The sequence below is a fragment of the Xylophilus sp. Leaf220 genome (assembly GCF_001421705.1).
Classification (GTDB): Bacteria; Pseudomonadota; Gammaproteobacteria; order Burkholderiales; family Burkholderiaceae_C; genus Xylophilus.
Map to the genome: position 1 here is coordinate 347,243 of NZ_LMKO01000023.1, position 21,796 is coordinate 369,038.

A 21,796-nucleotide genomic window follows, 5' to 3' on the forward strand; every position below is an offset into this window, starting at 1 on the left:
GCTTACGCCAGCTTTTTGGCCTTTTCGAAGGCTTCGTCGATGGTGCCCACCATGTAGAACGCCTGTTCCGGCAGATGGTCGGCCTCGCCGGCCACGATCATCTTGAAACCACGGATGGTTTCGGCCAGCGGCACGTACTTGCCGGGGGAGCCGGTGAACACTTCCGCGACGTGGAACGGCTGCGACAGGAAACGCTGAATCTTCCGGGCACGGGCCACCACCAGCTTGTCTTCCGGTGCCAGCTCGTCCATGCCCAGAATCGCGATGATGTCGCGCAGTTCCTTGTAGCGCTGCAGCGTGCCCTGCACGGCGCGGGCCGTGTTGTAGTGCTCTTCCCCGACGACGTTCGGGTCCAACTGGCGGCTGGTCGAATCCAGCGGGTCCACGGCCGGGTAGATGCCCAGCGATGCGATGTCGCGCGACAGCGCCACGGTGGAGTCCAGGTGGGCGAAGGTGGTGGCAGGCGATGGATCGGTGTAATCGTCGGCCGGCACGTAGACGGCCTGGATCGAGGTGATCGAGCCGACCTTGGTCGACGTGATCCGCTCCTGCAGGCGGCCCATTTCCTCGGCCAGCGTCGGCTGGTAGCCCACGGCCGACGGCATGCGGCCCAGCAGTGCCGACACTTCGGTACCGGCCAGCGTGTAGCGGTAGATGTTGTCCACGAAGAACAGCACGTCGCGGCCTTCGTCGCGGAACGACTCGGCGATCGTCAGGCCGGTCAGGGCCACGCGCAGACGGTTGCCCGGCGGCTCGTTCATCTGGCCGTAGACCATGGCGACCTTCGACTGCTCGAGGTTCTCGAGGTTCACGACGCCGGAGTCGGCCATCTCGTGGTAGAAGTCGTTGCCTTCCCGGGTCCGCTCACCCACGCCGGCGAACACGGACAGACCCGAGTGCGCCTTGGCGATGTTGTTGATGAGCTCCATCATGTTCACCGTCTTGCCCACGCCGGCGCCACCGAAGAGACCCACCTTGCCGCCCTTGGCGAACGGGCAGACCAGATCGATCACCTTGATGCCGGTCTCCAGCAGTTCCTGCGAAGGCGACAGTTCGTCGTACGCGGGTGCCTTGCGGTGGATCGAGGCGGTGAGTTCCTGGCTGACCGGGCCGCGTTCGTCGATCGGGCTGCCCAGCACGTCCATGATGCGGCCGAGCGTCGCCTTGCCGACCGGCACGGTGATGGGAGCGTTGGTGTTGGACACCATCAGGCCACGGCGCAGGCCGTCGGACGAACCCAGCGCGATCGTGCGGACCACGCCGTCGCCGAGCTGCTGCTGGACTTCCAGCGTCAGGGAGGAACCTTCGAGCTTCAGGGCGTCGTAGATGCGGGGCATCTGGTGGCGTGGAAACTCCACGTCCACCACGGCGCCGATGCACTGAACGATCTTGCCCTGGGCGCCTGCTTGCGTATTAGCTTGAGCCATTGTTTGCTCCAAAAATTAAACGTGACTTCGACGCGCGCCGTCGTCAGACGGCGGCGGCGCCCGAGACGATTTCCGAAAGTTCTTTCGTAATCGCAGCCTGGCGCGTCTTGTTGTAGATCAGCTTGAGTTCGCCGATGACGTTGCCGGCGTTGTCGGTCGCGGCCTTCATGGCCACCATCCGGGCCGACTGCTCGGACGCCATGTTCTCCGCCACCGCCTGGTAGACCAGCGATTCGGCATAGCGCACCAGCAGCTCGTCGATGACGCTCTGCGCATCGGGCTCGTAGATGTAGTCCCATGCGGGAGCGCTGGCATCCTTCTGCAGCGTCTCGGGGGCCAGAGGCAGCAGCTGTTCGACCACCGACTCCTGCTTCATCGTGTTGATGAAGCGGGTGTAGCAGAGGTAGACCGCGCCGAGCTTGCCTTCGGCATACGCATCCAGCAGCACCTTGACCGGCCCGATGAGCTTGTCGAGGTGCGGCGTGTCGCCGAGGCCGGTGACATGCGACACCACCCGGGCGCCGATCCGGTTCAGGAAACCGAGGCCCTTGTTGCCGATGGCCACCGCTTCGGCCTGCACACCCTGCGACTGCAGCTCGCGCAGCTTGGTCGTCACCGCCCGCAGGACGTTGGTATTCATGCCGCCGCACAGACCCTTGTCGGTCGTCACGACGATGAAGCCCGCAGCCTTCGCCTCGTTCAACTGCATGAACGGGTGGGTGTACTCGGGATGCGCTTCGCCCAGGTGGGCGGCGATGGCGCGGACCTTCTCGCTGTAGGGACGCGCGGCGCGCATCCGGTCCTGCGCCTTGCGCATCTTGGACGCGGCCACCATTTCCATGGCCTTGGTGATCTTCTTGGTGTTTTCCACCGATTTGATCTTGCCGCGGATTTCCTTACCTGCTGCCATTGGGACTCCTTGGGACCTTCACCTGAACGCGATCAGGCAAAGGACTTCTTGAACGAGGTGATTGCAGTGCTCAGTTCGGCTTCCGCGTCCTTGTCCATCGCCTTGGCCTTCTCGAGCTTGTCGAGCAGGGCGCCGTGGCTGGTCTTGAGGAACTGGTGCAGTCCGTGTTCGAACGCCAGCACCTGCTTGACCTCGATGTCGTCCAGGAAACCCTTGTTCACCGCGAACAGCGTGGAGGCCATCAGGGCGATCGGCAGCGGGCTGTACTGGGCCTGCTTGAGCAGTTCGGTCACGCGGGCACCGCGCTCCAGCTGCTTGCGGGTGGCTTCGTCCAGGTCGGATGCGAACTGCGCGAAAGCGGCCAGTTCCCGGTACTGCGCCAGATCGGTACGGATACCGCCCGACAGGTTCTTGATCAGCTTGGTCTGGGCGGCACCACCGACGCGCGACACCGAGATACCGGCGTTGATGGCGGGGCGGACACCGGCGTTGAACAGGCTGGTTTCCAGGAAGATCTGGCCGTCGGTGATCGAGATCACGTTGGTCGGCACGAAGGCGGACACGTCGCCCGCCTGCGTTTCGATGATCGGAAGCGCGGTCAGCGAGCCGGTCTTGCCGGTCACGGCACCCTTGGTGAACGCGGTGACGTAATCGGCGTTGACGCGGGCTGCACGCTCGAGCAGGCGGCTGTGGAGATAGAACACGTCGCCGGGATAGGCTTCGCGGCCCGGTGGGCGGCGCAGCAGCAGCGAGACCTGGCGGTAGGCGACGGCCTGCTTGGACAGGTCGTCGTACACGATCAGCGCGTCTTCGCCCCGGTCGCGGAAGTACTCGCCCATGGTGCAGCCGGAATAGGCCGACACGTACTGCATCGCAGCCGACTCGGATGCCGAGGCGGCGACGACGATGGTGTAGTCCATCGCACCGGACTGCTCCAGCGCGCGCACCACGTTCTTGATCGTCGAGGCCTTCTGGCCGATCGCGACGTAGATGCAGGTGACGTTCTGGCCCTTCTGGCTGATGATCGCGTCGATAGCCACGGCCGTCTTGCCGGTCTGGCGGTCGCCGATGATCAGCTCGCGCTGGCCACGGCCCACGGGAACCATCGAGTCGATCGACTTCAGGCCGGTCTGCAGCGGCTGGTCGACCGACTGGCGGGCGATCACGCCGGGCGCGACCTTCTCGATCACGTCGGTGAGCTTGGCGTTGATCGGGCCCTTGCCGTCGATCGGCTGGCCCAGCGCGTTGACCACGCGACCGACCAGTTCGGGGCCCACCGGCACTTCCAGGATGCGGCCCGTGCACTTGACGGTATCGCCTTCGGAGATGTGCTCGTACTCGCCCAGGATCACGGCGCCGACCGAGTCGCGCTCGAGGTTCAGCGCCAGGCCGTACGACGGCTGGCCATCGGAGCCGGCCGGGAATTCGAGCATTTCGCCCTGCATCACGTCCGACAGGCCGTGGATGCGGACGATGCCGTCGGTCACCGAGACGACCGTGCCCTGGTTGCGGATGTCGGCACTGCCCGCCAGCCCTTCGATGCGGCTCTTGATCAGTTCGGAGATTTCTGCGGGATTGAGTTGCATGACTCTTTCCTTGTCTTAGGGGTTAGCGGGGTGCTCGGGCCGCGGGTCACGCGGCGAGAGCCACCTTCATTTGTTCGAGACGGGCCTTGACCGAGGTGTCGAGCACCTCGTCGCCGACCACGACGCGCACGCCGCCGATCAGCGATGGATCCTGCTCGACCGTCAAGTTCAACTGGCGGCCGAAGCGTTTCTGCAGCACCTGGCCGAGGTCGGCCAACGCGGCTGCGTCGATCGGGAATGCGCTGTACACCACGGCATCCGAGGAGCCGCCCTGCGCGTTCTTGAGGGCGCGGAACTGGTGCGCGATCTCGGGCAGTACCGCCAGCCGGCCGTTCTCGATGACCATGCGCAGGAAGTTGCGCGCCGGCTCGGTCAGCGGCGTGCGTGCCACGCCCGCGATGACGTCGAACACCTGGTCGGTCGAGACCTTCGGGTTGTCGGAAAACTGGGCGAGCTGCGGATTGGCAGCGATCGCCGAGAGTTCGTCGACCCAGGCCGCGGTGGCGACGAGATCGCCGCCGGCCGCCGACTGGTACAGCGCTTCTGCGTAAGGGCGCGCGATGGTGGCGAGTTCTGCCATGACGTCCCCTTACAGCTCGGTCTTCAGGCGGGAGAGCAGGTCGGCGTGGACGCCGGCATCGACTTCCTTGCGCAGGATCTGCTCGGCGCCCTTGACGGCGAGAACAGCGACTTCTTCGCGCAGCGCTTCACGGGCGCGAACGGTCTGCTGCTCGGCTTCGGCACGGGCGGCGGCAACGATCTTGTTGCCTTCCTCGCCGGCACGGGCCTTGGCTTCTTCGATGATGGCCTGGGCACGGCGCTCGGCATCTGCCAGGCGCTGCGTGGTTTCGTTGCGCGTTTCGGCCAGTTCCTTCTCGACGCGCTGGTTGGCAGCGGTCAGTTCGGACTTGGCGCGATCGGCAGCAGCGAGGCCATCGGCGATTTTCTGTGCGCGTTCGTCCAGCGCCTTCGCGATCGGGGGCCACACGAATTTCATCGTGAACAGCACCAGGATCAGGAAGACGATGGCCTGAACGAACAGGGTCGCGTTGATACTCACGGCAACACCTTTCTAATCAGATGGCGTCGAACGGGAATCAGGCCAGAACGAAGGGGTTTGCGAAAGCGAACAGCAGGGCGATAGCCACGCCGATCAGGAATGCCGCGTCGATCAGACCGGCCAAGATGAACATCTTGGTCTGCAGTTCGTTGATCAGTTCGGGCTGGCGAGCCGACGCTTCCAGGAACTTGCCACCCATCAGGGCGATGCCGATCGAAGCGCCGATAGCGCCCAGACCCACGATCAAACCACAAGCCAGAGCGACGAGACCGAGAACGTTTTCCATGATGTTTCCTTTGGAGAGAGATTGAAAAGTGAAAAGGGAGGAAGGGGCGAAAGAAACTAGCGTGCGCTAGTGGGCTTCATGCGCTTGGCCGAGATAGATCAAGGTCAGCATCATGAAAATGAACGCCTGGAGGGTGATCACCAGGATGTGGAAGATGGCCCAGATGGTGCCGGCGATGATGTGCCCGATCGGCAGCAGCACGCCCGGCAGCGACAGTGCGGCGGCGCCACCCATCAGTGCGATCAGCATGAAGACCAGTTCGCCGGCGTACATGTTGCCGAACAGCCGCATGCCGTGCGACACCGTCTTCGCCAGGTATTCGATGACCTGCATCAGCAGGTTGATCGGCCAGAGGACCGGGTGCGCGCCGAAGGGGGCGGTGATCAGCTCGTGGCCCCAGCCGCCCAGGCCCTTGACCTTGACGCTGTAGATCAGGCACAGCACCAGCACCGACGTGGACAGGCCCAGCGTGGTGGAGAGATCGGCGGTGGGTACGACGCGCATGTAGGCATGGGCCGGGTCGTGGCCCGAGGCACCGTGGGCCAGGGCCCAGAGCTGCGGCAGCAGGTCGACCGGCAGCATGTCCATGGCGTTCAGCAGGAAGATCCAGACGAACACGGTCAGGGCCAGGGGCGCGATGAACTTGCGGCTCTGGGCGCTCTTGATGTTGGCCTTGGCCTGGTTGTCGACCATCTCGACCAGCATTTCGGCCGCGGCCTGGAACCGGCCCGGCACGCCCGAGGTCGCCTTGCGCGCGGCGAGCCACAGCACGAAGCAGCCCAGCGCGCCGATCGCCAGCGCGTAGAGGATCGAGTCCAGGTTGAGGACGTTGAAATCGATGATCTTGGTCTGCTTCACAGACTCCAGATTCCAGTTGACCTGCCAGTGCGTCAGATGGTGAACGATGTATTCACTGGCGGTCGGGGCGTGTCCTTCTGCGGCCATCTCGGTTCTATCCTTCAGCGCCCTTCGAGCGCAGTTCATCCGTTGTGCGAGACCCGGGACGCGCCAGCAGCGCGATCCAGTACGCCTTCATCGCCAAAACCATGCCCGCGATCAACGCGAGCCAACTCAGATCCGGCACCAGCCGAGGCGACACCGCCAGCAGCAGGACCGTGAGGCCGATCTTGACGAATTCCCATCCCAAAAACCCGGCTGCCACGGCACCCGGGCGCAGAGCCACGTTTCGGCGGGTGATGCCCCGGGCGAATACGGCGGCGGGAAACACCACCGCCCATGCACCCCAGGCAGCCGACCATCCCATGCGGGCCTGCCCAGTGACCAGCCAGGCCGCCAACGCGACCACGACCCCCACCGCTGCCTGCCCCGCGACGATCCGCCACGGCGAAACGGGCGGATGTCTTTCTCGCAGCTTGCGCGCCTCTTCGGCGGTCAGCGGCTTGAAATCGGGAACGTTTGCCTCCAGTTCTTCATCCATAACGCGGGCATCTTTCGAAAGAGGTTCCAGCGTTACAAATTGCCAGGAATTTAGCAAAGCCATTGATTATAAGTAGAAGCCCATACATTGGCGCCATGACCCGGTGCGTTATGGGAGAAAGTTGGGCGCTTGACGTACCTGCACCGCACCCGACCCGTTCCGCCCGACACCCCTTCCGTTCGCATGCCACCCGTTTCGGCGTGCGCATCTTAGCCGCGCAGACCGCCGCGACCACCTCCTTCGTGAACCCCTACTTCGACCCCCGCAAGCCGCACCATCGTCCCGGCGGCTTCCAGAACCGGTACGGCGACTTCGTGCCGCGCGGCATCGGCGATCTGCTGCGATGGCGGTGGCAGGCATGGCGCGCGGGTGCGCCCCGGCCGCCACGGGCGCTGCCGCCGGTCGTCGCACCCGATCTGCCGGGCCTGCGGGACAACGCCGCGGCGGGCGCGGCGGCGCGGCCCACGCTGACCTTCATCGGCCATGCGTCGACCCTGCTGCAACTGCCGCTCGGCGGCGGGGTGCTGCATGTGCTGACCGACCCGGTCTTCTCCGAGCGTGCCTCGCCCTTCGGCTTCGTGGGGCCGAAGCGGATGCAGCCGCCCGGACTGGCGCTGGCCGCGCTGCCTCACATCGACGTGGTGCTTATCAGCCACAACCACTACGACCACCTCGACGATGCATCGGTGCGCGCGCTGGCCCGACAGCCCGGCGGCCCGCCGCTGTTCGTGGTGCCGCTGGGCCTGGCGCCTTGGATGCGGCGGCGTGGCATCGACACCGTGGTGGAACTGGACTGGTGGGACGCCCACCCCGTGGCCCACGGCGGCGCGACGGCCGAGATCACGCTGACGCCGTCGCAGCACTGGAGCGGCCGCGGCCTGCACGACCGCCTGGCGACGCTGTGGGGCGGCTACGCGGTGCTGGCGCCCGACTTCCATTTCTTCTTCGCGGGCGACACCGGCTATTCGGCCGATTTCCGCGACATCCGCGCGCATTTCGCGGCGCGGCAGGGCACGGCGCAGGGCGGCGGCTTCGACCTGGCGCTGCTGCCGATCGGTGCCTACGAGCCGCGCTGGTTCATGCGCCAGCAGCACAACGACCCGGCCGAGGCGGTGCAGATCCACCGGGACGTGGGCGCCCGGCGCAGCATCGGCCTGCACTGGGGTACCTTCGCCCTGACCGACGAGCCCTGCGACCAGCCGCCGCGCGACCTGGCCGACGCCTGCCGCGCGCAGGGCCTGATGCCCGGCACGTTCGACGTGATGGCGATCGGCGAGACGCGCGCCTTTGCGCGCCGTGCCGCCACTCCGCAGCCCTCGCCATGACGCCCGCCGACCCGATCCTTTTCTTCCGATGGAGCCCGCCATGACCGCCACCCCGCCCGCCGCCACCGACCCCCGCAAGGATTCGCTGATCGAATACCCGTCGCTGTTCCCGATCAAGGTGATGGGCGCCAAGGCCGACGGGCTGGTGCATGCGATCACCGCGATCGCCAAGGAACACGACCCGTTCTTCGACGCCAGCACCGTCGAGCTGCGCGAGAGCGGCGCCGGCAACTACCTCGGCATCACGATCACCGTGACCGCCACCAGCCGCGAGCAGCTCGACGACCTCTACCGCGCCCTGTCGGGCCATCCGATGGTGAAAGTGGTGCTGTGACGCGCCACCGCTCTTGCGCAGGCCGGCGCCTATGGCACTGAACACCCTGGTCGTCGGCCGCATCGACTACGCGGAAAGCTACGCGGCGATGCAGACCTTCACCGCCGAGCGCACGCCCGACACGCCCGATGCGCTGTGGCTCTGCGAGCACGACCCGGTCTTCACCCAGGGCCTCGCCGGTCAGGCCGGCCACCTGCTGGCGCCCGGCGCCATCCCGGTGGTGGCCACCAACCGCGGCGGCCAGGTCACCTACCACGGGCCGGGGCAGGTGACCGCCTATCCGCTGATCGACCTGAAACGCGCCGGCTACTTCGTCAAGGAGTACGTCTACCGCATCGAGGGGGCGGTGATCGCCACGCTGGCCCACCTGGGCGTGACCGGCCACCGGGTGCCCGGCGCACCCGGCATCTACCTGCGGCTGGACGACCCGTTCTCGCACGCGGCGCTCGCCGGCCCGGTGCCCGCGGGCGACCCTTTCCGCGGCCTGGGCAAGATCGCGGCGCTGGGCATCAAGGTGAGCCGCCACTGCACCTACCACGGCGTGGCGCTCAACGTGGCGATGGACCTGGAACCCTTCTCGCGGATCAACCCCTGCGGGTATGCGGGCCTGCGGACCGTCGACCTTTCTACAATCGGAGTTCCTGTTTCCTGGGACGAGGCCGCGTCGGTGCTGGGGCACAAGCTCGGCATCTACCTCGCACCCTGACCCTGCCGAAAGCGCCGCCCAATGAGCACCACCGAAGTCGTCCGCGAGGCGCAAGCCCTCGCCACCTACAACCCGCTGGCCAAGCAGAAGGCGGGCGCCAAGCTCTCGCGCATCCCGGTGAAGGTGATCCAGGGCGAGGTGCTGAAGAAGCCCGACTGGATCCGGGTCAAGGCCGGCAGCCCCACCACCCGCTTCTACGAGATCAAGGAGATCCTGCGCGAGAACAAGCTGCACACGGTGTGCGAGGAAGCCAGCTGCCCCAACATCGGCGAATGCTTCGGCAAGGGCACGGCCACCTTCATGATCATGGGCGACAAGTGCACCCGGCGCTGCCCGTTCTGCGACGTGGGCCACGGCCGCCCCGACCCGCTCGACAAGGACGAGCCGCTGAACCTGGCGCGCACCATCGCGCAGCTGCGCCTGAAATACGTGGTGATCACCAGCGTCGACCGCGACGACCTGCGCGACGGCGGCAGCGGCCATTTCGTGGAGTGCATCCGCAACATCCGCGAACTCTCGCCCACCACCCAGATCGAGATCCTGGTGCCCGACTTCCGCGGCCGCGACGACCGTGCGCTGGAGATTCTGAAGGCCGCGCCGCCCGACGTGATGAACCACAACCTCGAGACCGCGCCGCGCCTCTACAAGGAAGCGCGCCCCGGTTCCGACTACCTGTTCAGCCTGAACCTGCTCAAGAAGTTCAAGGCGCTGCACCCCACCGTGCCCACCAAGAGCGGCATCATGGTCGGCCTGGGCGAGACCGACGAAGAGATCCTGCAGATCATGCGCGACATGCGGGCGCACGACATCGACATGCTGACCATCGGCCAGTACCTGTCGCCGTCCAACTCGCACCTGCCGGTCAAGCGCTACGTGCACCCCGACACCTTCAAGATGTTCGAGGAAGAGGCCTACAAGATGGGCTTCACCCATGCCGCCGTCGGCGCCATGGTGCGCTCCAGCTACCACGCCGACCAGCAGGCCGAGCACGTCCTGAACCCCGTCGCGGGTTGAGTCTCGACCCCGGGCGCCTGCTGCTCGACCCGCGGTCGCTGCAGGACCACCTGCCGGCCGCGACCTTCGCGCTGGGGCTCGACATCTACCGCCGCCAGCAGGTGCTGGCCTATACCCTGGAGCCGGCCAGCCGCACCGAATGGCGGATCGAGGGCGAGGTGCAGGGCAGCGAGCGCGCGCCCTGCGCCACCACCGTCACGGTGGAACTCGATGCCGACGGCCGCATCGTGCTCTTCGGTGGCGACTGCTCCTGCGCGGTGGCGCGCAACTGCCGGCATGCCGCGGCCCTCGCACTGAAGGCCGCCTACAAATCGGTCGCGATGCGCCAGGCAGCGGCACCGCCCGTGCCGATGCGCGCGCCGGCCGTCCACGCCCAGCCGGAGCTGATGTTCGCCGCGCCGGCAGCACGCGCCGCGCCGGCCGCGGCGGCAGTGCCTCCTGCACCCGGTCCAGAAACCGAAGACACCGCGCCGGCGCCGCCCGAACCGGCGCGCGACGCCGCGCCCCGGCCGCCTCCGCCGCCGGCCGGCCCGCCCCCGCCCGACCGCTGGCTCGACCTGTTCGGCACCGTGGCCGAGCCGCACGCGCAGGCGGCCACCGTCGACCGCCATGTCTACCTGCTGCACCTGCAGCGCCCCTCCCACGGCAGCGGCGCGGGGCCGCGGCTGGCGCTGTCGTGGGGCATGTCGCACCCGATGAAGCGCGGTGGCTGGACGCAGGTGAAGACGCCCTACTCCCACCCCGGCTACCTGCCCGGCCGTTCGGCCGCGCGGCCCACCACAGACGACCAGGAATGCGTGCGGCGGATCGCGGCGCTGAAGCGCCACGGCTACGGTTCGGGCCTGGGCTGGGTGCAGGGCCGGGCGGGACTGGAGGCCCTGCGGCTGGCCGCCGGCACCGGCCGCCTGTTCGCCGCCGATGCGGCCGGCCAGATCGCCGGCGCACCGCTGCAATGGGGCGCCCCGCGTGCGATCGCCTGGCAGTGGCAGGAGACCACCGGCGCCGGCGACGCCGAGCCGGTCTGGACACTTCGCCCGCGGATCGACGGCACGCCCGGCACCGCGTGGCTCGCGGACGGCCCGCCGCCGCTCTACCTCGACACCGCCCTGGGCTGCTGCGGCCCGGCCGAGGCCCCCGGCGTCGATGCCGAGCACCTGCCCCTGCTGCTCGCCGCCGCGCCCATCCCGCAATCGGCCCTGGCCGATGCGCCGGCGGCCGAACTCGCACGGCGGGCCGGCCTGTCGCTGCCCGCCATGGTGGGCGCTCCCGAGACGGTGCGCGGCGTGGCGCCGGTCGCCCACCTGCGGCTCTCGGCGGTGCCGGTCGCCGAGCGCGCCACCCGCGGCCTGCTGTGCGCCGCCCTCACCTTCGACTACGGCGGCCTGCGCCACTACTGGCCGCACCACCAGCGCTGCGTGCTGGTCGTCGACGGCAGCCGCCGCGTGCTGCTCGACCGCCAGCTCGCCGCCGAGATGGAGATCCGCCGTGCGCTGCTGGCCCTGGGCCTGCGCGACGACGGCCACGGCCGCCACCATCTGCTGCCGTCGGCCCAGCCCGCACCCTCGCCCTGGCTCGACTGGGCGCTGTGCGACTACGCGCCGCTGCGGGAGGCCGGCTTCGTGCTGGAGATCGACGCCGGCCTGCACGGCTTCGTGCAGCAGGCGGACGCGCTGGACCTGCGCATCGCCCCGGCGCAGGGTACGCCGCTGGTGCTGGTGGGGGACACGTCCGGCACGGCGGGCGGCGCTGCGTCCTCGCCCTGGTTCGATCTGTCGCTGGGCATCGAGATCGACGGCGTGCGGGAGAACGTGCTGCCCTGGCTGCCCGAACTGCTGGCCCAGTTGCGGCCCACCGCCGGCGGAACCGACCTGCCCGAATGGCTCTGGCGGCCGCGGCCCGACGGCGGCTTCGTGCGGCTGCCGTCGGCGCCGCTGCGCCCGTGGCTGCAGGCCCTGCTCGACCTGGTGGGCGAGCGCCGGCCGCAGGACCTGGAAGCCCTGCTGCTGCGCCTGTCGCGCACCGAGGCGCTGCGACTGGCCGCCGCGATGGGCGAAGGCGCCGCCACCTGGCGCGGCGCCGAACCGTTGCGCGGCCTGCTGGGCACCCTGGGCGGCCAGGGCCGGCTGCCCGCGGTGCCGGTGCCCGCCGGCCTGCGCGCCACGCTGCGGCCCTACCAGCACCACGGCCTGCAGTGGCTGCAGTTCCTGCGGGCACAGGGCCTGGCCGGCATCCTGGCCGACGACATGGGCCTGGGCAAGACGCTGCAGACCCTGGCCCACCTGCTGGCCGAGCAGGAGGCCGGCCGGCTCGACCGGCCCTGCCTGGTGGTCGCCCCGGTCAGCCTGCTCGGCAACTGGCAGCGCGAGGCGGCCCGCTTCGCCCCCACGCTGCGCACCCGCATCTGGCACGCCGGGGCACGCAGCACCGCCGGCGCCACCGGCGGCTTCGGCCGGTGCGACCTGGTCATCGCCCCGTACTCGCTGCTGCAGCGCGACCGCGAGCGCTGGCAGGCCCAGCCCTGGCACCTGGTGGTGCTGGACGAGGCGCAGAACATCCGCAACGCCAGCACCCAGGCCGCGCAGGTGGCCGCCGGCCTGGACACGCGCCACCGCCTGTGCCTCACCGGCACGCCGCTGGAAAACAACCTGGGCGAGCTGTGGAGCCTGTTCCACTTCCTGATGCCGGGCTTCCTGGGCAGCGCGGCGCGCTTCAAGGAGACGTTCCGCACCCCGATCGAGAAGCACGGCGACGCCGAGCGGCTCGACCAGCTGCGCCGCCGGGTCACCCCCTTCCTGCTGCGGCGCGGCAAGTCGGAGGTGGCGGGCGAGCTGCCCGCCAGGCAGGAGAGCACGGTGCGCATCGCGCTCGGCGGCGCGCAGGCCGACCTGTACGAGACCATCCGCCTGTCGACCGAGAAGGCGGTGCGCGACGCGCTCGCCGACAAGGGCCTGGCGAAGTCGCAGATCCAGGTCCTGGATGCGCTCCTGAAGCTGCGCCAAGTCTGCTGCGACCCGCGCCTGCTGGCCGCCTCGGTGCCGGCGGCGCAGGCGGTGCGCCAGTCGGCCAAACTGGAGCTGCTGATGGCGCACCTGACCGGGATGCTGGCCAAGGGCCGCCGGGTGCTGGTGTTCTCGCAGTTCACCACGATGCTCGGCCTGATCGAGGCCGAATTGCAGCAGCGCCACATGGCCTGGACCACGCTCACCGGCCAGACCCGCGACCGCGACCGCGCCATCGCCCGCTTCACCGGCGGCGAGGTGCCGCTGTTCCTGATCAGCCTGAAGGCCGGCGGCACCGGCCTGAACCTGCCGCAGGCCGACACGGTGATCCACTATGACCCGTGGTGGAACCCCGCGGCCGAAGCCCAGGCCACCGGCCGCGCCCACCGCATCGGCCAGACCCAGCGGGTGATGGTCTACCGGCTGGTGGCGGAGGGCACGATCGAGGAGCGCATCCTGGCCCTGCAGGAGCGCAAGGCCGCGCTGGCCGACAGCCTCTACAGCGGCGCGGCCGCCCGGCGCGAGCCGCTGTTCACCGAGAGCGACGTGGCGGAGCTGCTGCGCCCGCTGGACGGCTAGAGCGCGCGGGGCCTTCGACGGAGGCGCTATAGTATTCATAGCTAGTGGCCGGCGCCGTACGCCGGCTGCAGGCACTTTTCATTCATCACTTGCCATATCCGATGTCCGCACGTCTCCTCGCGCTCGGCGCGATCCTGCTCTGGGCCACGCTGGCCGCGCTGGGCGTGGCCCTGGCCCATCTGCCGCCCTTCCTGCTGACCGGCCTGGCGCTGCTGCTGGGCAGCGTGCCCAGCTGGTTCTGGGCGGCGCGGCGGCCGTCGCTGTGGCGGGTGCCGGCGGGCACGCTGGGCATCGGCGTGGCAGGGCTCTTCGGCTACCACTTCTTGCTGTTCATCGCGCTGCGGCATGCGCCGCCGGTGGAGGCCAACCTGGTCAACTACCTGTGGCCGCTCCTGATCGTGCTGCTGGCGCCGGTGCTGCTGCCGGGCATGGCGCTGCGGCCCGGGCACCTGCTGGCCGCGTTCTGCGGTTTCGCGGGGGCGGCGTTGGCGATCCTGGGGCGCGGCACAGCGGGCGATGCGGGTGCCGTCGGCTGGGCCTGGGGCTACCTGCCGGCACTGGGGTCGGCCCTGCTCTGGGCGGTGTACTCGCTGCTGACCCGGCGGGTGCCGCCGTTCCCGACGGTGGCGGTGGGGCTGTTCGGCCTGGTGTCGGGCGTGCTGGCGTTGCTCTGCCATGCGCTGCTGGAGTCGCCGGTCGTGCTCGCCTCCCGGGACTGGGCGCTGGTCGCGGTGATGGGCCTGGGCCCGCTGGGCGCCGCGTTCTTCCTGTGGGATGCGGCGCTCAAGCGCGGCGACCCGCGGCAGATCGGCGTGCTGAGCTACCTGACGCCGGTGCTCTCGACCCTGATGCTGGTGGCCACCACCGGCGAGCCGCTGCGCTGGAGCCTGGCCGGCGCGGCGCTGCTGGTGACGGCGGGGGCGGTGATCGCGTCGCGGGTGCGATCCACGGCCTAGCCGCGGCGCCCGGGCCACGGCAGAGGACCGCCGCGCCGGCCGGTTCGCCGCAGTGGCTAGCGGGCCATCTCCGCAGCCGGGTCTTCCGCCGCCAGCACCCGCTGCGCCCAGGGCGTCAGCCGTGCGGTGTCGGCGCGCAGCACCTCCTGCTTGACCGCCAGGATCTGCGCGGGGTGCATCGAGAAGGTCCGCAGGCCCAGGCCCAGCAGCAGCCGGGTCATGGCGGTGTCGCCCGCCATCTCGCCGCAGATGCTCACGCCCTTTCCGGCGCGGCGGCATTCGGCGATCGTGTCGGCCACCAGCTTCAGCACCGCGGGGTGCAGCGGGTCGTAGAGGTGGGCGACCGATTCGTCGGCCCGGTCGATCGCCAGCGTGTACTGGATGAGGTCGTTGGTGCCGATCGAGAGAAAGTCGAAGTAGCGCAGGAACAGCGGCAGCGTGAGCGCCGCCGCCGGGATCTCGATCATCGCGCCGATCTGCGGATGGCCGTAGGCGATGCCGGCGTTGTCGAGTTCGGCGCGGGCGTGGTCGATCAGCGCCAGCGTGTGGCGGATCTCGCTGCCGTGCGCGAGCATCGGGATCATCAGCCCCACCGGGCCGTGCAAAGAGGCCCGCAGGATCGCGCGCAGCTGGGTGCGGAACATCGCCGGATCGGCCAGGCTCCAGCGGATCGCGCGCAGGCCCAGCGCCGGGTTCAGGTGCGCGTCGTCGCGGCGGGATTCGTCGAGCGGCTTGTCGGCGCCCACGTCCACCGTGCGGATCGTGACCGGCAGGCCCTGCATGCCCTCGATCGCGCGGCGGTAGGCGTGGTACTGCTCCTCCTCGTCGGGCAGCTTGCCCTGGCGGCCCATGAACAGGAACTCGCTGCGGAACAGGCCCACGCCCACCGCGCCGGCCTTCACCGCGCCCTCGGCGTCCTCGGGCATCTCGATGTTGGCGAACAGCTCCACCCGTTCGCCGTCGAGCGTGACGGCCGGGGTGTGGCGCAGCCGCGCCAGCCGCAGCCGCTCCAGGTCGCCCTGGCGCTGCTTGAAGCCGTACTCGGCCAGGATGATCGGCGACGGGTCGACGATCATCACGCCGGCGTCGCCGTCGATGATCACCCAGTCGTCCTGCCGCACCAGCTGGCTGGCGCTGCGGGCGCCCACCACCGCCGGGATGTCCATGCTGCGCGCGACGATCGCGGTGTGCGAGGTCTTGCCGCCCACGTCGGTCACGAAGCCGGCGAAGACGCTCTGCTTGAACTGCAGCATGTCGGCCGGCGACAGGTCGTGCGCCACCAGCACCAGCGGCACGTCGACCGTGTCTTCCAGCAGCAGGTCCTGCTGGCGCGGCGCGGGCCGCGGCGGCGGCGGCGCCACCGGCGAGGCCACGCCCTTCATGTAGCGCAGGATGCGCTCGACGACCTGCTCCAGGTCGGCCTTGCGCTCGCGCAAATACAGGTCTTCCATCTCGTCGAACTGGCGCGAGATCACCTCCAGCTGGGTGGTGAGCGCCCATTCGCCGTTGTAGAGCCGGTCCGACACCCAGTGCTTGACGCCCTCCTCCAGCTCCTTGTCCTGCAGCAGCATCAGGTGCACGTCGAGGATCGCCGAGAGCTCCTGCGGCGCGTCCTTCGGGCCCATCAGCGCCACGCTCTGCTGCAGCCGCTGGATCTCCTCGACCACCGCGTCCCGCGCCGTCCGCACCCGCGAAATCTCCTCGACCACCTTGTCGGCGTCGATGAAGTAGTGCGCCACGTCCATCCGGCTCGACGCCGCCAGCACCGCCCGCCCGATGGCGATGCCCCGCGCGACCGGCAAACCGTGGATGGAGAAAGTCATGGCAATGCCCTTTAGTCGAAACGCCCCACCACCCCCGGCAAGCGCAGCGAAGCCCCCCTCGGGGCGCCGCGGGACCGGCTTTGCCGGACCGCCAGCGCCGCCCCCTCGCAGGGGGGTGCCGAAGACACGCAGTGCGAAGGCTGGGGGTGGTTCAAGCCTATTCACCTTCGCCGAACTTGTCGGAGATCAGGGCCAGCAGCGCATCCATCGCCTGCTGCTCCTGCGCGCCGTCGGTTTCCAGCCGCACCTGGGTGCCGATGCCGGCGGCCAGCATCATCACGCCCATGATGCTCTTGGCGTTCACCTTGCGGTCGCCGCGCGCGATCCAGATGTCGCACGGGAAACTGCCGGCCAGCTTGGTGAGCTTGGCGGAGGCGCGCGCATGCAGGCCGAGCTTATTGCTGATGGTCGTGGTCGTCTGGATCATGTTTCTTTCGGGCCTGGTTCTGTGGCGCGGTGATGGCCACCTGCATCACGCCCTGCGTGCCGCCGACCACCGCGCGCGACACCAGGGCGTCGAGCGATTCGTGCCGGTAGGTCACGGTGCGCAGCAGCATCGGCAGGTTGACGCCGCACACGAGCTTGGAGCGTACCCCGTCGACCAGGCGCTGGGCGACGTTGCAGGGCGTGGCGCCGAACACGTCGGCCAGCACCAAGGTGCCGGCGCCGCGTTGCTGCTGCAGGATGATGCGGGCCGAGGCCAGCGTTTCCTCGGGCGAGACGTTGGGCTGCACGTCGAGCGCCACGATGCCGTCGCCGCTGTCGGGGAAGACGTGCAGCACGCATTGGCGCAGGGCGTGGGCCAGCGGTGCGTGGGCGATGATGAAGATGCGGTTGGTCGTCATGGCGTTGCGGTGCAACATCGCATTATGGGGCGCGACCGGCGACCCCGCGGCGGCCGTCGTGCCGCGGCGGCGCACCGGCGCGACAACGCCGGGATTCTTCTCAGGGCAGCCGGATGCCGTCGAGGAACGCGGCCGCGCCTTCGGGCACCGGCGCCGGGCTGTACACCGCCGCCTGGAACGCCTGCACGCCGGCGCCGCCGGTGGCGACGAACCAGGCGGCCTGCACCACCACCGGGCCGCCTTCGGGGGCGCGGCCCTCGGCCCGCCACTGCACCGCCTGCGGCAACGCCAGCGCCCCCTGCGGCACGAAGGCGGTGCCGGCCGGCGCGTCGGGGCCGGCGGCGATGCCGACCCGCTGCAGCGTCGCGTCCTGCCAGGCGCCCAGCACCGCACCGGCGCGGCCCGGCTCCGGCACGGCCACCCAGGCCAGGGTGTAGGTGGCACCCTGCGCCTCGCAGCCGACCATGTGCATCTCGGTGGCCTGGCCGGCCAGCGTGACGGTGCGGGTGCCCTCGTCGGGCTTGCAGGGCAGCAGCGCCTGCAGCCGGGTGGGCGGCATGCGCACTTCGCGCCAGTTGAGCGCCGGCGTGCAGGCCGCCATGACGGCCAGGGCGGCCAGCGCTAGGGCCGTCGCCAGGGGACCGGGCCGGAGGGAGGTCGGGTGCATGCCGGATTATCGGGCGGCACCGCGCGGTCGGCCGCGCCAGCGGGAACCTTTGCCGCCTGCGCCCTGTCCATCCGTGCAGCCATCCGGCCGCGGGCCTACACTCGCCCGGGCTCCCCACCTCGTCAGGCCACCATGAAACGCATCCTCTACGCCGCCGTCGCCGTCGCCGCCCTGGGCCTGACCGGCGCGGTACTGTGGTCGGGCGGCGCCTCGGCCGCGCCCGCCTCCACCTTCGTGCTGCTCGACGGATCGCAGAAGACGACGCAGGACCTGCGCGGCCGGGTGGCGCTGGTCAACTTCTGGGCCACCAGCTGCGTCACCTGCGTGGCCGAGATGCCGCAGATCATGTCGACCTACGACAAGTACAAGGCGCGCGGCTTCGAGACGGTGGCCGTCGCCATGAGCTACGACCCGCCCAGCTACGTCGTCAACTACGCCGAGACGCGCAAGCTGCCGTTCCAGGTGGCGATCGACAACACCGGCGCCATCGCCAAGGCCTGGGGCGACGTGCAGCTCACACCCACCACCTACCTGGTCAACAAGCGCGGCGACATCGTCAAGACCTACGTGGGCCAGCCGGATTTCGCCGAACTGCACCGCCTGATCGAGAAGCTGCTGGCCGAGGCCTGATACCGCCCCTGCACCGCAGCGAAAACCGAAGGGCCTGTTTTCGCACGAAAACAGGCCCTTCGGCTTGGTGGACGCCGACCGGAAGCTATCGATTCGATAGCACGACCGACGCCGAGGATCAGCTGCTGCGGAACGCGTCGTGGCAGGCCTTGCAGGTGCCGGCGGCGCTGCCGAAGGCGGCCTTCAGGCTGTCGAGGTTGCCGGTCTTGGCGGCGGCGGCCAGCTTGGCGGTCTCGGCGACCAGCTTGTCGCCGTGTTCCTTGAACTTGGCCTGCTCCTTCCAGATCTCGGGCTTGGCCTTGCCGCCCTCGGTGCCGGGGCCGAACGCGGCCCAGGGCAGCTTCGCCAGTTCGGCCACGACGTCGGCGTTCTCAGCGGCGACCTTGGCATCGAACGGCACCCGGCCGTTGGCCATCGCGCCGACGCGTCCGAAGTGCTGGCCCATCACGAACAGGGCGCCCTGGCGGTATTTGACCGCGTCTTCCGTCTTGGCGAACTGGGCGAACACCGGCCCGGCGAGCAGGATGCCCGCCGCAAGGGCGAGACAGGCGTATTTCTTCATCGTGGACTCCTCGTTATCGTCGTGGCGCGCCGGACATGGCGCGGCCGCCAGTGTAGATTCCGGCCACCGCGGGCGCCAGACGGACCCGCGGCTTTTTCACCACCCCGACAACATCCCACCATGCAGCACACGATCCGGGTCTGGGACCTGCCCACGCGCCTTTTCCACTGGGCCCTGGCGGCCGCGGTTGTCGGCCTCGTCGTCACCGGCCGCACCGGCGGCAACGCCATGGTGTGGCACTTCCGCTTCGGCTACGCGGTGCTGGCGCTGCTGCTGTTCCGGCTGGTCTGGGGCTTCGTGGGCGGGCGCTGGTCGCGCTTCGCGAGCTTCGTGCCGTCGCCCGCGGCCGTGGGCCGCTACCTGCGCGGCCGGGGCGGCGACGGCGCGGGGCACAGCCCGCTGGGCGCGCTGTCGGTCGTCGCCATGCTGGCGGTGCTGGTCGTGCAGGTCGGCACCGGCCTGGTGAGCGACGACGAGATCGCCTTCGCCGGGCCGCTCTCGCGCTACGTTTCGGGCAGCATCGTCGGCCAGGCGACCGGCTACCACAAGAACTGGGGCCAATGGCTGGTGATCGGCCTGGTGGCGCTGCACGTCGCGGCCATCGTGTTCTACGTGCTGGTGCGCCGCCAGACCCTGGTGCGGCCGATGCTGCACGGCGACCGCACCCTGCCCGCCGCGCTGCCGGCCAGCCGCGACGACCTGCGCAGCCGGCTCGCCGCGCTGGCGGTGATGGTGGCCTGCGGCGCCGCCGTCGCCTGGATGGTGCAGGCCACCGGCGGCTGAACCGTGCGAACGCATCGGGCCCCACGGCATCCGGCACCGTCGGTCACCGGGGCCAGGTCCTGTGGCCGGACGGGAGCGCCTCGCCGTTAAACTGGCCCGCCCAACCCCGTCATCACCGCGTGTCCTCCAACGCCCCGCCCTCGATCCAGATCCGCCCACCCGCCACGCCGGACGAGTGGGACGCGGCGCGCGAGATCTTCCGCGAGTACGGGCAGAGCATCCGGGCGGCACTCGACAGCGCAGCGTTCGACGACGAAGTGGCCGGCCTTCCCGGCGAATACGACGAGCCGCGCGGCGGCCTGGTGCTGGCCTGGATCGACGGCAGCCTGGCCGGCTGCTGCGCCCTGCGCCCGCTGGACGCCGCCGACTACCCCAATGCGAGCGAGATGAAGCGGCTGTACGTGCGCCGCGTGTTCCGCGGCTTCGGCCTGGGCCGGCAGCTGACCGAGGCGGCGCTCGACGTGGCACGCCAGTGCGGCTACGCCTGCGTGCTGCTCGACACCCTGGATGCGATGGACGCGGCCCGGGCGCTGTATGCGGACCTGGGTTTCGAGGAAATCCCGCCCTACTACGACAGCCCGCTGGCCGGCGCCCACTACCTCAAGGCCGACATATGAAAACGAAAACGGCGCCCAGGGCGCCGTTTTCAGATCGAAAGACCTGGCAGCCGGCGCAGGAAGCCGACCGCCAGCTATTATTTCTATAGCACCAGCCGCAAGGCGCGATCAGGCCTGCCGGGCCTGGCCGAGCAGCGTCTGCGCGTCGCTCACCTCGAACTTGCCGGGTGCTTCCACGTTCAGCTGCCGCACCACGCCGTCCTGCACCAGCATCGAATAGCGGTTGCTGCGCAGGCCCATGCCGCGGCCGGCCAGGTCGAGCGTCAGGCCGGTCGCCTGGGCGAAGGCGGCGCTGCCGTCGGCCAGCATCCGCACCTTGCCGGCGGTCTTCTGGTCACGCGCCCAGGCACCCATCACGAAAGCGTCGTTGACCGACAGGCACCAGATCTCGTCCACGCCGGCCGCCTGGAAGGCCGCGACGTTGTCCACATAGCCCGGCACGTGCTTGGCCGAGCAGGTGGGGGTGAAGGCACCCGGCACGGCGAAGACGGCGATCGTCTTGCCGGCCGAGGCTGCCTGCACGTCAACAGGGTTCGGGCCGATGCTGCAGCCGTTGCCTTCGACTTCCGCGTACTCCATCAGCGTCGCCGCCGGAAGCTTGTCGCCTACCTTGATCATCCTGTGCTCCTTGTCGTGGGAGGGCGCCGGACCTCGGCACCCGGGTTGAGAAAAAACGCCGGCCCAAAAGAAAAACGGCCCGCCGTGAGGGGGCCGTCTTCATTCGGACCGCAGGTACCGAGGCGCAGGGCCTCAGACCACGACGGCCTTCTGCACCAGGCGGGTCGCGACCCAGTTCTTGGTGCGCGAGATCGGACGGCTTTCCGTGATCTCGATCATGTCGCCGAGGTGGTAGTCACCATTCTCGTCGTGCGCATGGTACTTGCTCGACTTGGCAACGATCTTGCCGTAGAGCTCGTGCTTCACGCGACGCTCGACCAACACCGTCACGGTCTTGGCACGCTTGTCGCTCACCACCTTGCCGACCAAGGTGCGCTTGAGGGATTTTTTAGCTTCCGTCATGGTCACTCCTTACTTGGCAGCCTTGGACTCGGCCTGCTTTTGGGCAAGGATGGTCTTGGCGCGGGCGATGTCGCGGCGCGTGGTGCGCAGCGTCGACAGGTTGTTGAGTTGTTGCGTGGCCTTCTGCATCCGCAGACCGAAATGGGCCCTTTGCAGGTCCTTGATTTCGGTCTCGATGCCGGCGACGTCCTTGTTGCGCAGATCAGCAGCTTTGGTCATTTGCATTCTC

25 protein-coding genes are annotated in these 21,796 nt (G+C 69.3%); 9 read left to right on the forward strand and 16 right to left on the reverse strand.

The genetic code is table 11. The features are described 5' to 3' along the window. Positions 1-2: 2 nt before the first annotated feature. The 8 genes from atpD to ASE76_RS15455 form a co-directional block, all read right to left on the reverse strand. Positions 3-1,427 carry a F0F1 ATP synthase subunit beta gene (atpD, locus tag ASE76_RS15420; protein WP_055841274.1) on the reverse strand — a complete coding sequence of 475 codons (1,425 nt, stop codon included), beginning with the start codon at positions 1,425-1,427 and terminating at the stop codon, positions 3-5. Positions 1,428-1,470: 43 nt separating this feature from the next. Continuing rightward, positions 1,471-2,337, reverse strand: a complete 867-nt coding sequence (atpG, locus tag ASE76_RS15425; protein WP_055841277.1) for a F0F1 ATP synthase subunit gamma — start codon at positions 2,335-2,337, stop codon at positions 1,471-1,473. A 32-nt stretch (positions 2,338-2,369) separates the two neighbouring features. Next, positions 2,370-3,923 carry a F0F1 ATP synthase subunit alpha gene (gene atpA, locus ASE76_RS15430; RefSeq protein ID WP_055841281.1) on the reverse strand — a complete coding sequence of 518 codons (1,554 nt, stop codon included), beginning with the start codon at positions 3,921-3,923 and terminating at the stop codon, positions 2,370-2,372. Between the two features lie 46 nt (positions 3,924-3,969). Next, on the reverse strand, positions 3,970-4,503 hold the full coding sequence (locus ASE76_RS15435; protein WP_055841284.1) for a F0F1 ATP synthase subunit delta: 534 nt from the start codon (positions 4,501-4,503) through the stop codon (positions 3,970-3,972). 9 nt (positions 4,504-4,512) lie between these two features. Further along, positions 4,513-4,983 (reverse strand): F0F1 ATP synthase subunit B, encoded by a 471-nt coding sequence (locus ASE76_RS15440; RefSeq protein ID WP_055841287.1) that lies wholly within the window; start codon positions 4,981-4,983, stop codon positions 4,513-4,515. 37 nt (positions 4,984-5,020) lie between these two features. After that, on the reverse strand, positions 5,021-5,269 hold the full coding sequence (atpE, locus tag ASE76_RS15445; protein ID WP_055841290.1) for a F0F1 ATP synthase subunit C: 249 nt from the start codon (positions 5,267-5,269) through the stop codon (positions 5,021-5,023). Between the two features lie 66 nt (positions 5,270-5,335). Continuing rightward, positions 5,336-6,214 carry a F0F1 ATP synthase subunit A gene (gene atpB / locus ASE76_RS15450; protein ID WP_055841292.1) on the reverse strand — a complete coding sequence of 293 codons (879 nt, stop codon included), beginning with the start codon at positions 6,212-6,214 and terminating at the stop codon, positions 5,336-5,338. A 7-nt stretch (positions 6,215-6,221) separates the two neighbouring features. After that, positions 6,222-6,707: an ATP synthase subunit I gene (locus ASE76_RS15455; RefSeq protein WP_055841296.1), complete on the reverse strand. Its 486-nt coding sequence runs from the start codon at positions 6,705-6,707 to the stop codon at positions 6,222-6,224. 200 nt (positions 6,708-6,907) lie between these two features. On the opposite strand from ASE76_RS15455, the gene ASE76_RS15460 reads away from it, so the two are divergent. The 6 genes from ASE76_RS15460 to ASE76_RS15485 all read left to right on the forward strand — a co-directional run bounded on the left by ASE76_RS15460 (position 6,908) and on the right by ASE76_RS15485 (position 14,620). Continuing rightward, positions 6,908-8,032, forward strand: coding sequence for an MBL fold metallo-hydrolase (locus ASE76_RS15460; RefSeq protein ID WP_236698482.1), 1,125 nt, complete (start codon positions 6,908-6,910; stop codon positions 8,030-8,032). A 40-nt stretch (positions 8,033-8,072) separates the two neighbouring features. After that, a complete protein-coding gene (locus tag ASE76_RS15465; protein ID WP_055841456.1) occupies positions 8,073-8,366 on the forward strand; it encodes a YbeD family protein in 294 nt (97 codons plus the stop codon). Between the two features lie 31 nt (positions 8,367-8,397). Further along, positions 8,398-9,072 (forward strand): lipoyl(octanoyl) transferase LipB, encoded by a 675-nt coding sequence (gene lipB / locus ASE76_RS15470; protein WP_055841299.1) that lies wholly within the window; start codon positions 8,398-8,400, stop codon positions 9,070-9,072. 21 nt (positions 9,073-9,093) lie between these two features. Continuing rightward, a complete protein-coding gene (gene lipA, locus ASE76_RS15475; protein WP_055841302.1) occupies positions 9,094-10,086 on the forward strand; it encodes a lipoyl synthase in 993 nt (330 codons plus the stop codon). Continuing rightward, positions 10,083-13,664, forward strand: a complete 3,582-nt coding sequence (locus tag ASE76_RS21395; RefSeq protein ID WP_082448615.1) for a DEAD/DEAH box helicase — start codon at positions 10,083-10,085, stop codon at positions 13,662-13,664. The genes lipA and ASE76_RS21395 overlap by 4 nt, the downstream gene beginning before the upstream one ends. 101 nt (positions 13,665-13,765) lie before the next feature. Further along, positions 13,766-14,620, forward strand: a complete 855-nt coding sequence (locus ASE76_RS15485) for a DMT family transporter (RefSeq protein ID WP_055841306.1) — start codon at positions 13,766-13,768, stop codon at positions 14,618-14,620. Between the two features lie 56 nt (positions 14,621-14,676). Here ASE76_RS15485 and ptsP read toward each other — a convergent pair whose 3' ends face one another. From ptsP to ASE76_RS15505, 4 genes are all read right to left on the reverse strand, one after another. Next, positions 14,677-16,443 (reverse strand): phosphoenolpyruvate--protein phosphotransferase, encoded by a 1,767-nt coding sequence (ptsP, locus tag ASE76_RS15490; protein ID WP_055841309.1) that lies wholly within the window; start codon positions 16,441-16,443, stop codon positions 14,677-14,679. A 157-nt stretch (positions 16,444-16,600) separates the two neighbouring features. After that, the gene (locus ASE76_RS15495; RefSeq protein WP_055841312.1) at positions 16,601-16,870 is read right to left on the reverse strand and encodes an HPr family phosphocarrier protein; all 270 of its coding nucleotides are present in this window, start codon (positions 16,868-16,870) and stop codon (positions 16,601-16,603) included. Further along, a complete protein-coding gene (locus ASE76_RS15500; RefSeq protein WP_055841461.1) occupies positions 16,839-17,288 on the reverse strand; it encodes a PTS sugar transporter subunit IIA in 450 nt (149 codons plus the stop codon). Before ASE76_RS15500 ends, ASE76_RS15495 begins: the two co-directional genes overlap by 32 nt. A gap of 100 nt (positions 17,289-17,388) precedes the next feature. Beyond that, positions 17,389-17,955 (reverse strand): hypothetical protein, encoded by a 567-nt coding sequence (locus ASE76_RS15505; protein WP_055841315.1) that lies wholly within the window; start codon positions 17,953-17,955, stop codon positions 17,389-17,391. 132 nt (positions 17,956-18,087) lie between these two features. Here ASE76_RS15505 and ASE76_RS15510 point away from each other — a divergent pair, with 132 nt between their 5' ends. Continuing rightward, the gene (locus tag ASE76_RS15510) at positions 18,088-18,585 is read left to right on the forward strand and encodes a TlpA disulfide reductase family protein (RefSeq protein ID WP_055841318.1); all 498 of its coding nucleotides are present in this window, start codon (positions 18,088-18,090) and stop codon (positions 18,583-18,585) included. Positions 18,586-18,703: 118 nt separating this feature from the next. Here the strand turns inward: ASE76_RS15510 and ASE76_RS15515 are convergent, their stop codons facing one another. Continuing rightward, complete coding sequence (locus ASE76_RS15515) at positions 18,704-19,147, reverse strand: cytochrome c (RefSeq protein ID WP_055841320.1); 444 nt, start codon at positions 19,145-19,147, stop codon at positions 18,704-18,706. A 120-nt stretch (positions 19,148-19,267) separates the two neighbouring features. On the opposite strand from ASE76_RS15515, the gene ASE76_RS15520 reads away from it, so the two are divergent. Both ASE76_RS15520 and ASE76_RS15525 read left to right on the forward strand, forming a co-directional pair. Then, entirely contained in the window at positions 19,268-19,930 is a 663-nt protein-coding gene (locus ASE76_RS15520) for a cytochrome b/b6 domain-containing protein (protein WP_055841322.1), read from the forward strand. Positions 19,931-20,049: 119 nt separating this feature from the next. Beyond that, complete coding sequence (locus ASE76_RS15525) at positions 20,050-20,547, forward strand: GNAT family N-acetyltransferase (protein ID WP_055841326.1); 498 nt, start codon at positions 20,050-20,052, stop codon at positions 20,545-20,547. Positions 20,548-20,655: 108 nt separating this feature from the next. Here ASE76_RS15525 and ASE76_RS15530 read toward each other — a convergent pair whose 3' ends face one another. The 3 genes from ASE76_RS15530 to rpmC all read right to left on the reverse strand — a co-directional run bounded on the left by ASE76_RS15530 (position 20,656) and on the right by rpmC (position 21,786). Then, complete coding sequence (locus ASE76_RS15530) at positions 20,656-21,165, reverse strand: peroxiredoxin (RefSeq protein ID WP_055841329.1); 510 nt, start codon at positions 21,163-21,165, stop codon at positions 20,656-20,658. A 132-nt stretch (positions 21,166-21,297) separates the two neighbouring features. After that, positions 21,298-21,567 (reverse strand): 30S ribosomal protein S17, encoded by a 270-nt coding sequence (rpsQ, locus tag ASE76_RS15535; RefSeq protein ID WP_055841332.1) that lies wholly within the window; start codon positions 21,565-21,567, stop codon positions 21,298-21,300. Between the two features lie 9 nt (positions 21,568-21,576). Continuing rightward, positions 21,577-21,786 (reverse strand): 50S ribosomal protein L29, encoded by a 210-nt coding sequence (gene rpmC / locus ASE76_RS15540; protein WP_055841463.1) that lies wholly within the window; start codon positions 21,784-21,786, stop codon positions 21,577-21,579. Positions 21,787-21,796: the final 10 nt, after the last annotated feature.

Coding starts and splice junctions, on each gene's coding strand:
- ASE76_RS15500 (WP_055841461.1), bottom strand. CDS start 17,288: ATGACGACCAACCGCATCTTCATCATCGCCCACGCACCGCTGGCCCAC.
- ASE76_RS15510 (WP_055841318.1), top strand. CDS start 18,088: ATGAAACGCATCCTCTACGCCGCCGTCGCCGTCGCCGCCCTGGGCCTG.
- ASE76_RS15485 (WP_055841306.1), top strand. CDS start 13,766: ATGTCCGCACGTCTCCTCGCGCTCGGCGCGATCCTGCTCTGGGCCACG.
- lipB (WP_055841299.1), top strand. CDS start 8,398: ATGGCACTGAACACCCTGGTCGTCGGCCGCATCGACTACGCGGAAAGC.
- rpmC (WP_055841463.1), bottom strand. CDS start 21,786: ATGACCAAAGCTGCTGATCTGCGCAACAAGGACGTCGCCGGCATCGAG.
- atpG (WP_055841277.1), bottom strand. CDS start 2,337: ATGGCAGCAGGTAAGGAAATCCGCGGCAAGATCAAATCGGTGGAAAAC.
- atpD (WP_055841274.1), bottom strand. CDS start 1,427: ATGGCTCAAGCTAATACGCAAGCAGGCGCCCAGGGCAAGATCGTTCAG.
- atpE (WP_055841290.1), bottom strand. CDS start 5,269: ATGGAAAACGTTCTCGGTCTCGTCGCTCTGGCTTGTGGTTTGATCGTG.
- ASE76_RS15515 (WP_055841320.1), bottom strand. CDS start 19,147: ATGAAGAAATACGCCTGTCTCGCCCTTGCGGCGGGCATCCTGCTCGCC.
- ASE76_RS15505 (WP_055841315.1), bottom strand. CDS start 17,955: ATGCACCCGACCTCCCTCCGGCCCGGTCCCCTGGCGACGGCCCTAGCG.
- ASE76_RS15435 (WP_055841284.1), bottom strand. CDS start 4,503: ATGGCAGAACTCGCCACCATCGCGCGCCCTTACGCAGAAGCGCTGTAC.
- ASE76_RS15495 (WP_055841312.1), bottom strand. CDS start 16,870: ATGATCCAGACGACCACGACCATCAGCAATAAGCTCGGCCTGCATGCG.
- ptsP (WP_055841309.1), bottom strand. CDS start 16,443: ATGACTTTCTCCATCCACGGTTTGCCGGTCGCGCGGGGCATCGCCATC.
- ASE76_RS15520 (WP_055841322.1), top strand. CDS start 19,268: ATGCAGCACACGATCCGGGTCTGGGACCTGCCCACGCGCCTTTTCCAC.
- ASE76_RS15465 (WP_055841456.1), top strand. CDS start 8,073: ATGACCGCCACCCCGCCCGCCGCCACCGACCCCCGCAAGGATTCGCTG.
- rpsQ (WP_055841332.1), bottom strand. CDS start 21,567: ATGACGGAAGCTAAAAAATCCCTCAAGCGCACCTTGGTCGGCAAGGTG.
- lipA (WP_055841302.1), top strand. CDS start 9,094: ATGAGCACCACCGAAGTCGTCCGCGAGGCGCAAGCCCTCGCCACCTAC.
- ASE76_RS15455 (WP_055841296.1), bottom strand. CDS start 6,707: ATGGATGAAGAACTGGAGGCAAACGTTCCCGATTTCAAGCCGCTGACC.
- atpA (WP_055841281.1), bottom strand. CDS start 3,923: ATGCAACTCAATCCCGCAGAAATCTCCGAACTGATCAAGAGCCGCATC.
- atpB (WP_055841292.1), bottom strand. CDS start 6,214: ATGGCCGCAGAAGGACACGCCCCGACCGCCAGTGAATACATCGTTCAC.
- ASE76_RS15530 (WP_055841329.1), bottom strand. CDS start 21,165: ATGATCAAGGTAGGCGACAAGCTTCCGGCGGCGACGCTGATGGAGTAC.